This window comes from Aliivibrio fischeri (assembly GCA_038993745.2).
GTDB lineage: Bacteria > Pseudomonadota > Gammaproteobacteria > Enterobacterales > Vibrionaceae > Aliivibrio > Aliivibrio fischeri_B.
In genome coordinates this window covers 2,014,333-2,030,707 of record CP160629.1, presented here as the reverse complement: position 1 = coordinate 2,030,707, position 16,375 = coordinate 2,014,333, and the positions used below count along the sequence as shown (strand labels likewise).

Annotated in this window: 9 protein-coding genes and 5 pseudogenes; 10 read left to right on the top strand and 4 right to left on the bottom strand. The window is 39.4% G+C overall.

What is annotated here, in order from left to right; translation table 11 throughout:
- The first annotated feature begins 58 nt into the window (after window positions 1–58).
- The 3 genes and pseudogenes from apbC (at window position 59) to AAFX60_009810 (ending at window position 4,185) form a co-directional block, all read left to right on the top strand.
- A pseudogene (gene apbC, locus AAFX60_009820) lies at window positions 59–1,125 on the top strand (iron-sulfur cluster carrier protein ApbC).
- Window positions 1,126–1,229: 104 nt separating this feature from the next.
- On the top strand, window positions 1,230–1,877 hold the full coding sequence (udk, locus tag AAFX60_009815; protein XDF77018.1) for a uridine kinase: 648 nt from the start codon (window positions 1,230–1,232) through the stop codon (window positions 1,875–1,877).
- A gap of 174 nt (window positions 1,878–2,051) precedes the next feature.
- A pseudogene (locus AAFX60_009810) lies at window positions 2,052–4,185 on the top strand (AsmA family protein).
- Between the two features lie 71 nt (window positions 4,186–4,256).
- Here the strand turns inward: AAFX60_009810 and cobO are convergent.
- The 3 genes and pseudogenes from cobO to rne all read right to left on the bottom strand — a co-directional run bounded on the left by cobO (window position 4,257) and on the right by rne (window position 9,671).
- Window positions 4,257–4,861 (bottom strand): annotated as a pseudogene (gene cobO / locus AAFX60_009805) (cob(I)yrinic acid a,c-diamide adenosyltransferase).
- A 99-nt stretch (window positions 4,862–4,960) separates the two neighbouring features.
- A complete protein-coding gene (locus AAFX60_009800) occupies window positions 4,961–6,508 on the bottom strand; it encodes a SulP family inorganic anion transporter (protein XDF77017.1) in 1,548 nt (515 codons plus the stop codon).
- Window positions 6,509–6,684: 176 nt separating this feature from the next.
- Window positions 6,685–9,671 (bottom strand): annotated as a pseudogene (gene rne, locus AAFX60_009795) (ribonuclease E).
- Between the two features lie 443 nt (window positions 9,672–10,114).
- Here rne and rluC point away from each other — a divergent pair.
- Window positions 10,115–11,062 carry a 23S rRNA pseudouridine(955/2504/2580) synthase RluC gene (rluC, locus tag AAFX60_009790; GenBank protein ID XDF77016.1) on the top strand — a complete coding sequence of 316 codons (948 nt, stop codon included), beginning with the start codon at window positions 10,115–10,117 and terminating at the stop codon, window positions 11,060–11,062.
- Between the two features lie 80 nt (window positions 11,063–11,142).
- Here rluC and AAFX60_009785 read toward each other — a convergent pair whose 3' ends face one another.
- Window positions 11,143–11,724, bottom strand: coding sequence for a Maf family protein (locus tag AAFX60_009785; GenBank protein XDF77015.1), 582 nt, complete (start codon window positions 11,722–11,724; stop codon window positions 11,143–11,145).
- Between the two features lie 134 nt (window positions 11,725–11,858).
- Between AAFX60_009785 and yceD the strand changes: the two genes are divergently transcribed.
- The 6 genes and pseudogenes from yceD (at window position 11,859) to fabG (ending at window position 16,305) form a co-directional block, all read left to right on the top strand.
- The gene (yceD, locus tag AAFX60_009780; GenBank protein XDF77014.1) at window positions 11,859–12,380 is read left to right on the top strand and encodes a 23S rRNA accumulation protein YceD; all 522 of its coding nucleotides are present in this window, start codon (window positions 11,859–11,861) and stop codon (window positions 12,378–12,380) included.
- 16 nt (window positions 12,381–12,396) lie between these two features.
- Window positions 12,397–12,567: a 50S ribosomal protein L32 gene (rpmF, locus tag AAFX60_009775; protein ID XDF77013.1), complete on the top strand. Its 171-nt coding sequence runs from the start codon at window positions 12,397–12,399 to the stop codon at window positions 12,565–12,567.
- A gap of 10 nt (window positions 12,568–12,577) precedes the next feature.
- A pseudogene (plsX, locus tag AAFX60_009770) lies at window positions 12,578–13,602 on the top strand (phosphate acyltransferase PlsX).
- Window positions 13,603–13,607: 5 nt separating this feature from the next.
- Entirely contained in the window at window positions 13,608–14,561 is a 954-nt protein-coding gene (locus tag AAFX60_009765) for a beta-ketoacyl-ACP synthase III (protein XDF77012.1), read from the top strand.
- Window positions 14,562–14,627: 66 nt separating this feature from the next.
- Window positions 14,628–15,551, top strand: coding sequence for an ACP S-malonyltransferase (fabD, locus tag AAFX60_009760; protein XDF77011.1), 924 nt, complete (start codon window positions 14,628–14,630; stop codon window positions 15,549–15,551).
- Between the two features lie 19 nt (window positions 15,552–15,570).
- The gene (gene fabG, locus AAFX60_009755) at window positions 15,571–16,305 is read left to right on the top strand and encodes a 3-oxoacyl-ACP reductase FabG (protein XDF78918.1); all 735 of its coding nucleotides are present in this window, start codon (window positions 15,571–15,573) and stop codon (window positions 16,303–16,305) included.
- Window positions 16,306–16,375 lie beyond the last annotated feature (70 nt).

The following is a 16,375-nucleotide window of genomic DNA, read 5'->3' as shown; positions in this document are numbered from 1 at the left end:
GAGGATCAATGGTTCAATTAGTGATAGGATGAGTAAAAATAACCGTGGAGCATTGAAGATGGCATTTCAAACGATGGTAGAGATTAAAAATTGGTTAAATACGTTTACGCATTCGCAACTTTGTGAAGGTTGGGCTGATATTTCAAATGTGGTATCGATTGAAGCTACAGGAAATATTAATGTTGTTTTTCCTTTTGTATCAAAGAGCCTACAAACTGATTTTAACCACTGGTTAGAAGGACAAAAACTTGAGTTGGCGTTGCCCGATCTCTCTGTATCCGTCTCATCTAAAACCTCGTCTTTAAAAACAAATCAGCCAGCAGTTAAAGGCGTAAAAAATATCATTGCGGTGAGTTCAGGTAAAGGTGGAGTCGGTAAATCAACGACGGCTGTGAATTTAGCATTAGCTCTACACCATTTAGGTGCACGTGTTGGTATATTGGATGCAGATATATACGGTCCTTCTGTACCTTTGATGCTGGGTGTTGAAGATAAGAAACCAGCGATTGTTGATAATAATAGAATGATGCCAATCGAGGCGCATGGACTATACAGTAATTCAATTGGTTACTTAGTCGAAAAAGGCGAAGCGGCAGTGTGGCGCGGCCCTATGGCATCTAAAGCTTTATCTCAGCTTCTTAATGAAACATGGTGGCCAGATTTGGATTATCTTATTATTGATATGCCACCAGGTACTGGTGATATTCAACTTACATTGTCTCAACAAGTGCCGACGACAGGAGCTGTAATTGTTACGACACCACAAGATCTAGCATTAACTGATGCGATTAAAGGTGTGAATATGTTTACGAAAGTAGATGTGCCTGTTATTGGTGTGGTCGAAAACATGAGTATTCATATTTGCTCTAATTGTGGGCATCAAGAAGCGATTTTTGGAACTGGTGGCGCATTAACTATGGCTCAACGTTACTCGATCCATTATTATCTCAATTACCATTACATATCGATATACGAAGTGAAACGGATTCTGGGACGCCTAGCGTGGCTATTAATCCAATAAGTCCTCACAGTAAATTGTATATTAACTTGGCAGAACAAGTATCAAGTCGACTATACTGGCAAGGAGAGGTGATTCCTGACCAAATAATGTTCAAGTCATTGTAGGATCACACTTAAGTGAAATTTGAGCTGGAAAGTATCACTAGTAATCCCTATAATCAGGCGGTTTTATTAAATATCCGTATATCGCACACTTTTAGGTATCTTTTATGTCAGAGAACAGTAATCATCACTGTATTATCGTAGGTATTGCAGGCGCATCAGCTTCAGGTAAAAGCTTGATTGCTTCAACAATTTATAATGAACTACGAGCAAAAGTTGGCGATCATCAGATTGGTGTAATAACTGAAGACAGTTACTACAAGGACCAAAGCCACCTGACCATGGAAGAAAGAGTCAAAACAAATTACGATCACCCAAATGCATTGGATCATGAATTGCTTTGTGAGCATTTAGAGCAACTTATGCGTGGTGAAGCGGTTAATATTCCAACTTACAGCTATACAGAGCATACTCGTACTTCTGAAGTTGATGTAATGACTCCAAAGAAAGTAATTATTCTTGAAGGTATTTTATTACTAACAGATCCACGTTTACGTAATTTAATGCATGCAAGTGTATTTATGGATACTCCTTTAGATATCTGCCTATTACGTCGTGCTCGACGTGATGTCGAAGAGCGTGGCCGTACAATGGAATCTGTTTTTGAGCAATACCAAAAAACAGTACGTCCAATGTTCATGCAATTTATTGACCCATCAAAACAGCACGCTGACATTATCGTTCCACGTGGTGGTAAAAACCGCATTGCGATTGATGTACTAAAAGCACATATCTCACGCTTATTAAAAGCGTAAGAAATTTATCTTTAAAAGGGCCGACAATTATGTCGGCCTTTTTTTTGTCTCATATCGTATAATTTCGCTATACTCCAATATATAACTATCGATAAGCTCATGTTTATTATGCTTAACTGATGGCATACTTAACACTATCGTTACTATTTAAGAACAATTAGATGGATTTTGGCCGTGAAGAAAATAGCCCTATTAATTAGTATACCGTTTATTGCAGTAATCGGTGCTGTATTGGTATTAGTGTTACTTGTTAACCCTAATGAATTTAAACCGTTAATCACAGAGCAAGTTGAAGCTCAAACTGGTCGTCAATTAACGATAGATGGTGATATTGAATGGCGCTTTTTTCCATCAATAGGCTTTTCGATCGGAAAAATGGCATTAAGTAACCCTGAAGGGTTTGTTGAGCCTAATTTAGTGTCATTTGATAATGCAATACTTGATCTTAATGTACGCCCGTTATTTCAACAGGAAGTCAGTATTGGTCTTATCACGTTAGATGGTGCTTCATTTACGTTACACACATTAAAAAATGGAGTTACTAATTTAGATGGTCTTGTCGCTAAAAAAGAAACATCAACAGTAGAAAATAATAATCCAACGGCTCCAGCAGAAGAGACTGACGTTAATCCAGAAGCATCATCAGCAACAAGTACAGAGTTCAATGGTTGGAAAGTCTCTTTACAAGGTATTGCTTTAACTAATGCTGAAGTGCTTATCCAAGATGATAAAGCAGGTTCAAAAATTCACTTTAGTGATATGAATTTATCCCTTTCACAGTTCATTCCAGGGCAGTGGGCCGAATTAAATTTTGATTTAAAAGGGGACTTAGGTAAGCAAAAAGTCGCACTAAAAGGGAAAACAGAGCTTAATATAGCTGAAACGCTAGATGATGCTTCATTTAAGAATGTTGAATTTAATGCATCGTATGCAGATGCCGTAAATAAATTTAATGATATTACCTTTACTATTGATCAATTTTCTTTTGATAAATGGGCTAATTTAGTTTTAAAAGCAAAAGGTAAAGCAAATAATTTAGAGGTTAATTCGAATTCAACATTTGCTCTTTATGTACCAAAAGCGTTAGACCTAATTAAAATCAAGGAATTCACAAGTACTAACAATGTGAAGGGAAAAGGCATTCCAAATGAAGATGTGACTGCTGTTATTGGATTTAATAGTTCCTTTGATCTAAACAAATCGTTCTTGAAGATAGACAAGCTTGCTTTATCAGCGGTCGATACCGATTTTACTGGTAAGCTAAGCGTTCAATTAAATGATATTCCTAAAGTTCGCTTTGATCTACGTAGCCCAAGTATTGATGTTGATGCTTTACTAGCAACGTTACCAAAAGATGAGTCATCTAAAACAGTAGATTCAACGACATCAACAAAAGCGTCATCTACACCAGTAAAAGAAGTGGAACCTGACTTAAGTGCATTGAAAACATTAGATGTTGCGGGTTCAATCATTATTGATAAATTTAAAGCTAATAACGCAAAAATGCAGAATGTGACGTCTGTGTTCTCTGTTAATCGTGGTGTACTGAAATTAACGAAATTTCATTCTGATTTATACAGTGGTGGAATTGATATGACAGCAACACTTGATGCTCGAAAATCAGTACCGACTTATAGTGTTAAACAGACGATTAAAGGAGTAAAAGTTGCCCCTTTATTAACCGATGTTATGGGTGAAAGTCTTGTAGAAGGTACAGGTAATATAGCGATTAATGCATCAGGGAAAAGTTTAAAACCAACAGCACTTAAGCAGAACCTTAAAGGAAAGTTTCGATTAACTTTGCTGATGGTGCTGTAAATGGTATTAACATTCCGTTATTAATCCGTACGACTTATGCAAAGGTTAAAGGTGAAAAGTTAAAGGAAGCGAAGAAGCTGAAAAAACAGATTTTAGTGCCCTTACTGCTGACTTTTATCTAGCAAACGGTAATGCAACAACTAAAAATATCAAGATGGTCTCTCCTTTACTTCGAATTCATGGTGAAGGTTCTGCACATTATGTGAATGAAACAGCAAATATGCTGATTAAAACGTCTATTGTGGGCACATTAAAGGGGCAGGGCGGTAAGGATATTGACGATCTAAAAGATGTGACGATACCAATTCGAGTAACGGGATCTTGGACAAACCCTAAATATAAACTTGAATTCGATGATGTGATGAAACAAAAAGCACAAAAAGAAATTGATCGTGGTATTGAGAAGCTAGAAGAAAAATATGGCGATAAGATTAAAGATGAAAAAGTAAAAGATGCGGCAAATAAATTACTTAAAGGACTTTTTAATTAAGTTTGATTTATAGCATCATATAAAGAAATGGCCTACATCATTAAGAGAGTAGGCCATTTTTGTTTTAGGCATTACCAATCAATGCCTTTTAACGCCTTAATACCTGAATCGAATGCATGTTTAACACTTCGCACTTCAGAAACGGTATCTGCCATTTCAATTAACTCACGATGGGCTGCTCGCCTGTAATTACGACAGATTGCATTTTAGGGCGATTAGATAGCGCTGTTTTTACTTCTTCCAAATCAATATAGCCATAGGTGACCATATACGTCATTTCATCAAGCAAGACTAAATCGATAGACTCATCTTCGAGCGCTTTTTTACATTCTGCCCATACGGCTTGAGCTGCTTTTGTATCTGATTCTTTATCTTGAGTATTCCAAGTAAAGCCAGTTTTCATTACATAGAATGGCACGTTATGCATTTCTAATAAGTTTCGTTCACCGCAATCCCAAGTGCCTTTGATAAATTGAGCAACTATGCAATTAAGTCCATGACCAACCGCTCTAGCGACAGTACCAAAGCCTGATGTGGTTTTTCCTTTACCATTCCCTGTAATGATCAAGAGTAGACCTTTTTCTTCTTGAGCCTCGGCCACACGTTTATCAACGTTGTTTTTAATTTTTTCTTGTCGCTGTTTATAACGTTCGTCTTTTTTATCTTGTTCAGTCATGTTTTATTCCATTAAAAGAAAGGTGAATATAAAAATCCCGACAGGAGAACCATATCGGGATTTTTAAAGTCTATCAATAAATTTGAGCTATGTGCCTATTTATTGGCTCACAACTTTATAGATAGGGTCTTCTTGTACATTGATTTCAACTAAGCTACCTGCTTTGTTTAGAAGAGCATGGCAATCTTGGCTTAAGTGACGAAGATGTACTTTTTTACCTGCTTTAGAGTAACGCTCAGCGATAGTATCAACGGCTTCAATAGCTGAATGGTCAACAACACGTGATGCTGCGAAGTCAATAATGATATCTTGAGGATCATTTTCAACGTCGAATAACTCTAAGAAGTTTGCTGCTGAACCAAAGAAAATTGGACCATTAATCTCATAAACTTTAGAACCTTCTTCGTTTACAGAGTTTGTAGAGAAGATGTGTTTAGCGTGTTGCCATGCAAACATAAGTGCTGATGCAATAACACCAACAGCTACTGCTACAGCAAGGTCAGTAAACACAGTAACAACGGTTACAAGTACAATCACGAAGAAGTCTTGTTTTGGTACACGACGTGCCAGTTTGAATGTTGCCCATTCAAATGTACCAATAACTACCATGAACATAACACCAACAAGAGCAGCTAGAGGGATCATCTCAATTAGTGAAGAAGCAAATAGGATGAAGACTAACAGCATTACAGCAGCTACGATGCCAGATAAACGACCACGACCACCAGAGTTTACGTTAATCATTGATTGACCAATCATTGCACAGCCGCCCATAGCGCCAAATACAGAACATGTTACGTTTGCAACACCTTGACCAACACACTCACGATTTGATTGACCACGAGTACCTGTCATCTCATCAATTACCGTTAGTGTTAGAAGGGATTCGATAAGACCAATTGCCGCTAAGATAAGCGCATATGGGAAGATGATGTAAAGTGTTTCTAATGACAGAGGAACAACCGGTAATGCAAATGTTGGTAAAGAGCCTGCTAGTGTTGCTGAATCATTACCACTCATTGTACGTAGAAAATCTACTACAGTACGAGTGTCTAAATCTAAACCTTGCACTAAGCCTGTAACAACAATAATAGCAACCAATGAAGATGGAACTGCAGTTGTTAACTTTGGTAAGAAATGAATGATAGCCATAGTTACAGCAACAAGACCAAGCATTAACATCATTTGATCGCCTTGAAGCCAATCCAGATTACCTAATGCATCGGGCGCTTTAAACTGACCAAGTTGAGCAAGGAAGATAACAATAGCAAGGCCGTTTACAAATCCGATCATTACAGGGTGAGGCACGATACGAATGAATTTACCAAGCTTAAATAAACCAGCTGAAATTTGAAGAATACCGGCGAGCATAATGGCTGCAAAAAGGTATTGAACGCCGTGAACAGAAACTAAGCTAACCATTACCACAGCCATAGCACCCGTTGCACCAGAGATCATACCTGGACGACCGCCAATAAGAGAAGTAATTAAACCTACGATGAAGGCAGCATATAAGCCTACCATTGGGTCAACACCTGCAACAAAGGCAAAAGCTACAGCTTCAGGTACCAAGGCTAGCGCAACGGTTAGACCTGATAAGACATCATTCTTTACAGAATGATTAGAAAATTTTGGAAATTCAAACATGTTTTTTAGATATCTTCTTTGGTTGTTTTTCAAGCATAGTGTGCGGCGAATCGTACAGAAAAGCGTGATGAACTTCAATGTTTATTCGGAATTAGATATAAAAAAAGCAAGTTACGTCGAAACGTAACTTGCTTAATTTTATTGGTTATTTGTTTTAAAGGCGTTTGCCTAAAAAATTATAAACCGGCAGTTTTTGCCATCGCAGCACTTGCTTGAGAAGTGGCTGTTTGGCTACCCGCTTGTTTTGGAGTAAAGCGTTCTGCTCTGAACTCAGCAGCAGTCACAGTGATTTCTTTAATCTCTGTTGGACCTGTTGCTTTTGTCATACCAGAAGAAGCATGTCCCTTGTATTGAGTTTTTGGAGCAACCTTAGTTTCAACAATAGGTTGTACTTCTTCAACTTCAACAACGGGTTTTACAGCAGCTTCAGCAACAGCAACTTCATTTACTTCTGCTACCGCTGGTTCAACAGGTGTTTCTGCTACGACGTTTACTACAGGAGTAGCAATTGGAGCTTCAGTCACAGCAACTTCAACTGGTGCTGGAGTTGTCTCTTTCACTTCTTCAACAACAGGTGCTTGTACCGCTTCTTTAATCGGAGCAACAGATGCTTCAACATAAGGAAGTAATACTTTACCCATGGCCATTTCAGGGAAAGCAACGCCACCGATTTGAACGTTAACTTTTGGTGCTTTATCTTGAGCCGCTTGAGTTTCGTTATCTACGAATTTCTCTTGTTGGCGTTGTTTCGCTTGCTTCATTTCCAGAATACGCGCGAAATCAGGATAAGCTTTGCCCATTGCCATTTCAGGTGATGCAACACCAGAAGATAAACGAGAAGGGTTTACAGGGCGACGATCGCGACGACGGCGACGTTGACCGCTTGCACGAAGGTGACGAGGTGAACGACGGTTACGACGTTGGCCTTCTTTACGCTCAGTGTTTTTCTCAGTATTTACTTCAGTGTTTGATTGTTGAGCTTCAACTTGTGCTGCTACAACTGCATCATTTTCAGCTTCAACCGCTTTACCTGTACGTACTTTTTCTGCAATTGACGACGTTGACGACGCTGTTTTACTTGAGCCGTTTTTTCACGTTTTTCAGTTTGCTTTTCAGTGTTTTGTGCAGGAGCTTGTTGAGCATCAGCCGCTAATTTAAGACCTTGTTCTGCAATTTCTTTGCGTACTTTAGGCTGTTTAGTTGGCTTATTATCATTTGCTTTAGCTTGCTTACCTGTTGTTGTTGCATTCGCATCGTCTTGCTTTTTACCACGACGGTTTTCGTTACGGTTATCGTTACCATTACGACGATTGTTGCGGTTATTACGACCATTTTCGTTATTACGGCGACGGTCATTATTGCGATTTTGATTACGACGTTGAGGTTGAGCTGGTTTCTCTTCTTCAACTTTCTTTTCAGTTTTCTCTGATACTTCAGGAGCTGAGAAGAAGTTAGCAATTGCTTTGAAGAAACGGCTAATAATGCCAGGTTTTTCTTCAGTTTTTGCTTCTGCTTTTTTCTCTGGTTGTGCTTTAGCAACTGGCGCAGCCTGAGTTGGTGCACTGAAACCTTGAAGAACAGGTTCTTCACGTTTCTTAGGAGCAATATTTACAACTGGAGCTTCTTTTGATTCAGCTTCACGTAGCGCTTCTAGCTTCTTAGGAAGAAGGTAAGACAGCATCTCTTGCTCTTCACCATCACGGATACGGATCACTTCAAAGTGAGGCGTTTCCATATCAGAGTTAGGAACAATAATTACGCGAACATCATGGAATTTTTCAATGTGTTGAACTGAACGACGTTTTTCATTTAATAAATAAGAAGCAATAGAAACAGGCACAACAGCAAGAACTTGTGTTGTATTGTCTTTTAATGATTCTTCTTCAATTAAACGTAGAACAGACAGTGCTAGAGATTCGTTATCACGAACCACACCAGTACCCGTACAACGAGGACAAATATGGTGGCTTGCTTCTGCTAAAGACGGGCTTAAGCGTTGGCGAGACATTTCTAGAAGACCGAAACGAGAAATACGACCAATTTGAACACGAGCACGATCCATACGAACGGCTTCACGCATACGGTTTTCAACTTCACGTTGGTGACGAACTGGCGTCATGTCGATAAAGTCGATAACTACTAAACCACCTAAGTCACGTAAACGTAATTGACGTGCGATTTCGTCAGCAGCTTCAAGGTTAGTATTTAGTGCCGTTTCTTCAATATCACCGCCTTTCGTTGCACGAGCAGAGTTGATATCAATTGATGTTAAAGCTTCTGTTGGGTCAATAACAATAGAGCCACCAGATGGAAGGCGAACTTCACGCTCAAATGCCGATTCAATTTGGCTTTCGATTTGGTAGTGACTAAACAGAGGAACTTCGCCTTCATACAGCTTAACGCGAGATAAGAAATCTGGACGAATAAGTTGAATATGTTGACGAGCACGATCAAAGATTTTCGGGCTATCAATTAAGATTTCACCAATATCACGACGTAAGTAATCACGAATTGCGCGAACAATTACGTTACTTTCTTGGTGAATTAGGAATGGAGCTTGGTTTGATTCAGAAGCGTGTTTAACCGCTTCCCAGTGGTTCAGTAGAACATTTAAATCCCACTCAAGTTCTTCAGCTGATTTGCCAACACCTGCAGTACGTACAATTAGTCCCATACCTTGAGGTAGTTCTAATGTGCTTAATGCTGCTTTTAATTGAGTGCGCTCTTCACCTTCGATACGACGAGAAATACCGCCTGCACGAGGGTTGTTTGGCATAAGAACAAGGTAACTACCAGCAAGAGAGATGAACGTTGTTAAAGCTGCGCCTTTGTTTCCGCGCTCTTCTTTTTCAACTTGAACAATAACTTCTTGGCCTTCTTTCAAAACGTCCTTAATGTTTGGACGACCTTGATATGTGTAGCCTTGTGGGAAATATTCTTTTGCGATTTCCTTAAGGGGAAGGAAACCATGGCGATCAGCGCCGTAATCAACAAAAGCTGCTTCCAAGCTTGGTTCGATACGTGTGATTTTGCCTTTATAAATATTAGCTTTTTTAGATTCGTGACCAGGACTTTCGATATCGAGATCGAAAAGGCGTTGGCCATCAACTAATGCGACGCGCAACTCTTCCTTTTGGGTTGCGTTAATCAACATTCTTTTCATTAGTGAATACTCATTACAAATTGTCGAGCTTGTGTATCTTAATCCATTTTAAATGGTGCCAGATCCCAAGGCTGATTACATGTGCAGCCTCACGGCTGGAACTCAGGGATGCTCTAGGGCACAATCCACATCAACACCATTAATTAACAGTGCTGATCCGCAATAATTCACGGTCGTTAAAACATCAAAAATGGTTTAGGCATAACAAGCAAAAAAACTCAAAGCAGTACAGATGTCTTACGCCAATTGCTGCATCACTGCGTTTGAGCAGTATATTTTTAGTTCGTGTTGGTGCTTTTATGCTCACCAAGGTGAAGAAATAGCCATCTGGGCTAATTTCAGAGTGCAACTATAACAGTCAGATGAAATCGCAGCAATCTTCATTATTTAGATCTGAGTTAAAAAAATTTCATCAAATGAGAATATAGCAGTAGAATGCCCCAATGAATGATGATAAACCAAAAGTGCAATTCGTCGATATTGATGACGATTTTGCAGGGCAACGAATCGATAATTTTCTTCTTGCCCGCTTAAAAAATGTCCCTAAAAGTATGATTTATCGAATCGTGCGTAAGGGAGAAGTGCGCGTAAATAAAAAACGTATTAAGCCTGAATATAAACTGCAAGAAGGGGACGTAGTTCGTATCCCTCCAGTAAAAGTGCCGGAATCAACTGCACCAGATCTTCCTAATGTAAAATTAGGCAAAGTAGCAGAGCTTGAACATTGTATTATTTATGAAGATGATCATGTATTAATTTTAAATAAACCATCAGGTACAGCGGTGCACGGTGGTAGCGGTTTAAAATTTGGTGCGATCGAAGCATTACGAGCTTTGCGACCTGATGCTCGTTTTTTAGAATTAGTACACCGAATTGACCGTGATACGTCTGGTATCTTATTGGTTGCGAAGAAACGCTCAGCTCTACGTCGACTTCAAGAACAGTTTAGAAATAAAACGGTACAAAAATATTACTTTGCACTAGTGATGGGACAATGGAAGAACAGCTGCAAGGTTGTTAATGCTCCACTACTAAAAAACGAAGTGAATAGTATTGTTCGTGTCAATCCAAACGGAAAACCATCTGAGACTCGATTTAAGGTGCTTGAGAAATTCGAACAAGCAACACTTATTCAAGCAAGTCCAATTACAGGTCGTACGCACCAAATTCGTGTTCATACGCAATATACGGGACACCCAATTGGTTGGGATGACCGTTATGGTGATCGTCGATTTGATGCGTATACAGGCCAATTTGGTTTAGACCGTCTATTTTTGCATGCTGCAAACATCAAGTTCACTCATCCAGCAACGGAAGAGTTAATGGATATTAGTGCACCAATGGAAGCAAAATTAGAACGAGTATTAAAAGGCTTACGCAGTAAAAATTAATCTAACGATGTAAGTTTAATAGAATTAATTGAAATGCTAGAAGCGATAAGTAGATTGTTACTTATCGCTTTTTTTATTAATTACAAAACGTTAAGGCCTTGTTTCTCTAACATATCGATAAGCGAGATTAGCGGTAATCCAATTAGCGTATTTGGATCTTTTCCTTCTAACTTCTCAAATAAAGCAATACCTAAACCTTCACATTTAAAACTGCCAGCACAATAAAACGGTTCTTCTTTGTCTACATAGTTTTCAATTTGTTGACGGCTTAGTTTTCTGAAATAAACATTGAACTCTTCACAGATGGTTTCTGCTTGTTTGGTTGTGGTATTAAATACGGAAAGGCCTGTATAAAATGTGATTTTCTGACCACTTGCTTCTTCGAGTTGTTGTACTGCTTTTTCACGAGTAAGTGGTTTACCGATAATTTTTTCGTTAATGACACAAACTTGGTCGGATCCAATTATCAAATAATTTGGATCTTCAATGCCACATGAATTTGCTTTTGTCTCTGCTAAACGAGTCACTAAATTGATAGGTGATTCATTTTTCAGCGGAGTTTCATCACAAACGGGTGAAATTGCATCAAAATCCAGTTGGATCTTTGACAAGATCTCTTTACGGAATGGGGATGTAGAGGCAAGAATAAGTTTTGATTGCATAATGGGTTCTTCTTCTCAAATTTTTCGTTTATTATTAGCAACTCTGCTGAAATAGCAACTGGGAAGAAAAAAAGCATAAATTTGTGCCATTTTTCTTTGACTCGAAGGCTTTAGAAAGATAAGATGCGCGCCCTATGCAAAAGGTAAAATTACCACGAACAGTTGATGCTGCTCGAACTGCTCAAAAAAGAATGGACTACGATGGAATCATCCAGTCTAGTATTTTAAAGCGTTTAGCTGAATCTACTGTAGATGTGAAAAGTGATGCTGAAGTCACTTTGTCATTTAAAGTTGACGAACAACGACTAGCCGTTATCTCTGGTAAAGCTGACGTCGATGTGTTGTTGGAATGTCAACGCTGTAATGAAAATTTCGAACATCATCTAAGCGTATCATTTACCTACACGCCTTTTTTAAGCGAAGAGAAGGCAGCTTTAGTTCCTGAGGACTATGAGCTTGTAGATTTAAATGAGTTTGGTGAAGTCGATCTCGTTGAGCTGGTAACTGACGAGTTTATTCTAGCGTTGCCGCAAGTCGCTATGCATGACATTGAAGATTGTCAGGTCAAATCTAACAATTTGGTATTTGGCGAAATTCCTGAAGAGGAAGAGAAACCGAATCCGTTTGATGTTTTAAAATCTTTAAAACAACAGTAATTGAGGAGTAGGGTCCATGGCCGTACAAAAGAGCAAGAAATCACGTTCAATGCGTGGCATGCGTCGTTCACACGATGCACTAACTACAAGTGCAGTATCTGTAGACGCAACAAGTGGCGAAACTCACCTTCGTCACAACGTTACAGCTGACGGTTACTACCGTGGCCGCAAGGTAATCAACAAGTAAGGTTGACGCTTTGCAGCAGCTAACCATTGCAATTGATGCGATGGGTGGGGATTTCGGTCCCCAAGTTACAGTGCCTGCCGCCGTGCAGGCATTGTCACAATTCCCAGAGCTAAAAATTACAGTTATTGGAGATCGTGACGCGATTTCTACACAACTGACACATCTAAATTATATCCCCAACTCAAGATTTTCTATTGTTCATAGCGAGAGCGTTATAGGCAATAACACACAACCTTCAAAAGCCCTACGTCACAGTCGCGGAAGCTCAATGCGAATGGCCATTGACATGGTCGCAAATAAAGAAGCTGATGCGTGCATTAGTGCCGGCAATACAGGTGCGCTGATGGGATTATCTCGATTTACATTAAAGCTTCTTCCTGGTGTCGAACGTCCTGCGCTAATTAGCCCTTTACCAACTAAAAATAATCAAAGAACTTGGATGTTAGATCTTGGTGCTAATGTTTCGTGCGATGCTGAAACCCTTTTTCAGTTCGCAGTAATGGGTTCAGAATTAGCTGAGCAAACATTGAAACGTAAAGCTAAAGTCGCATTATTAAATATTGGTGAAGAAGAGATTAAGGGTAACGATCAGATTAAACGTTGCGCTGAAATGTTAAATCAATGCCAAGATATTGAATTTATCGGCTATATTGAAGGTGATAAGCTTTATCAAGGCATTGCAGATGTAGTAGTGTGTGATGGCTTTGTTGGGAATGTTTGCTTGAAAACAAGTGAAGGTGTAGCGCATTTATTTTTAGATCAACTAAAATCACACCTGATCACATCAAAATTTAAACAATTTATAGCGAAATGGCTCTTTGGTGATGTCATTTCTTGCTTAAAAGGGCTGAACCCGACCAGTATAACGGCGCAAGTCTGATAGGATTGCGCGGCATTGTTGTTAAAAGTCATGGAAGCGCAGATGTATCTGCCTTTAACAATGCCATCAAGGAAGCGGTTCATGAGGTCAAGCGACAAATACCTAACCGTATTAGTGATCGCTTGGAGGCAGTTTTACTCGAGAGGCATTATTAGTCTTCATGTATAGCAAAATTTTAGGTACTGGTAGCTATTTACCAGCACAAATTCGCTCAAATGCGGATTTAGAAAAAATGGTCGATACTAGTGATGAGTGGATCTTAGCTCGAACTGGTATTAGTGAACGTCGCATTGCTGGTGAAGATGAATCGGTAGCTACAATGGCTCACCTTGCTTCTGTAAATGCAATTGAAATGGCTGGTATTGATAAGAACGATATTGATCTTATTATTTTGGCAACAAGTACGCCTACGTACTCATTTCCATCTGCAGCGTGTGAAGTTCAAGGTTTATTAGGTATTCAAGGCTGTCCTGCATTTGATTTATCAGCAGCATGTTCAGGTTTTGTTTATGCATTAAGCGTTGCAGACCAACACATTAAAACTGGCATGGCAAAGAACGTGCTTGTTATTGGTTCTGATGCTGTTTCTCATACTTGTGATCCAGAAGACCGCTCAACTATCATTTTATTTGGTGATGGTGCAGGCGCTGTTGTCTTAGGGCAAAGTGAAGAACCTGGCATTATCTCAACACATTTACATGCTGATGGTAAGTTTGGTGAATTACTTTCATTACCTGTTCCTTCTCGTAAGAATGAAGAAGCAGACAAGTGGCTATATATGGCTGGTAATGAAGTATTTAAAGTAGCAGTAACTCAACTGTCTAACTTGGTAAAAGAAACACTTCAAGAAAATCAGATGGATAAATCTGAACTTGATTGGTTGGTTCCTCATCAAGCTAACTTACGAATTATTAAAGCGACAGCAAAGAAACTATCAATGTCGATGGATCAAGTTGTTGTAACTCTAGACCGCCACGGTAACACTTCAGCTGCGACTGTTCCTACAGCGTTAGATGAAGCAGTACGTGATGGCCGAATTCAACGAGGTCAAACTTTACTACTTGAAGCATTTGGTGGTGGGTTTACTTGGGGCTCGGCTCTGGTTAAGTTTTAAATTTAGAGGTTAACCCTATGTGTGGTTAACCCTCTTAAATAAGCTTATTTAAAGGAAATAATATTCATGAGCAATTTTGCTATCGTTTTTCCAGGCCAAGGCTCTCAAGCTGTTGGCATGCTTGCTGAATTAGGTGAGCAACACGAAGTGGTAACTCAAACATTTGCAGAAGCATCTGACGCATTAGGTTATGACTTATGGTCTTTAGTTCAAAATGGACCAGCAGAAGATTTAAATCAAACTTTCCGTACGCAGCCTGCATTGTTAGCAACATCTGTTGCATTATGGCGTGTATGGCAAGAACAAGGTTTGGCTCAACCATCAGTATTAGCTGGTCATAGCCTTGGTGAATATTCAGCGCTTGTTTGTGCGGGTGTCATTGACTTTAAAGAAGCGATTAAATTAGTAGAATTGCGTGGCCAATTAATGCAAGAAGCGGTTCCTGCAGATGTTGGTGCAATGTATGCAATTATTGGTTTAGATAATGAATCAATTGCTAAAGCATGTGAAGAAGCGGCACAAGGTGAAGTAGTTTCACCTGTAAACTTTAACTCTCCAGGCCAAGTGGTTATCGCTGGTAACAAAGATGCAGTTGATCGTGCAGGCGTATTATGTAAAGAAGCGGGTGCAAAACGTGCTCTTCCTTTACCTGTATCAGTACCTTCACACTGTGCACTAATGAAACCAGCAGCAGATAAATTGGCTGTTGCATTAGAAAATATTGAATTCAACACACCAACATTACCAGTAATTAATAATGTTGATGTTATTGCAGAAACTGATCCTGCAAAAATCAAAGATGCACTAGTTCGTCAATTATACGGCCCAGTTCGTTGGACTGAAGTTGTTGAAAAAATGGCAGAACAAGGCGTTGAAACGTTATACGAAGTTGGTCCAGGTAAAGTATTAACTGGTCTAACGAAACGCATCGTTAAGTCACTTAGCGCAGCAGCGGTAAATGATGCTGCTTCACTTGAAGCTGCTAAGTAATTAAAGGGAAAATAAAATGATGAATCTAGAAGGCAAAATTGCCTTAGTTACTGGTGCAAGCCGTGGTATTGGTCGTTCAATCGCTGAACTACTTGTATCTCGTGGCGCAACAGTGATTGGTACAGCGACGTCTGAAGGTGGCGCTGCAGCAATCAGTGAATACCTAGGTGAGAACGGTAAAGGTCTTGCTTTAAATGTAACTGATGTAGAGTCGATTGAGTCTGTACTAAAAAGCATTAACGATGAGTTTGGTGCGATTGATATCTTGGTAAATAATGCGGGTATTACTCGTGATAACCTACTTATGCGTATGAAAGACGATGAGTGGACAGATATCATGGATACTAACTTAACGTCTATTTTCCGTTTATCAAAAGCGGTTCTTCGTGGCATGATGAAGAAGCGTAACGGTCGTATCATTAACGTTGGTTCTGTTGTTGGTACAATGGGTAACGCTGGTCAAACTAACTATGCAGCTGCAAAAGCAGGCGTAATTGGTTTTACTAAGTCTATGGCTCGTGAAGTTGCTTCACGTGGCGTAACAGTAAATACTGTTGCACCAGGTTTTATTGAAACAGATATGACAAAAGCCTTGAATGATGACCAACGAGCTGCAACACTATCAGCGGTACCAGCTGGACGTCTAGGTGATCCAAAAGAAATCGCATCAGCGGTGGTATTTTTGGCCTCTCCGGAAGCGGCATACATTACGGGCGAAACACTGCACGTAAATGGCGGCATGTACATGGTTTAATTCATAGAATTGATTTAAGGGTGACTTAGGTCAATTCTGAGTCAAAATTGCACTAAAAATCACGAAAATC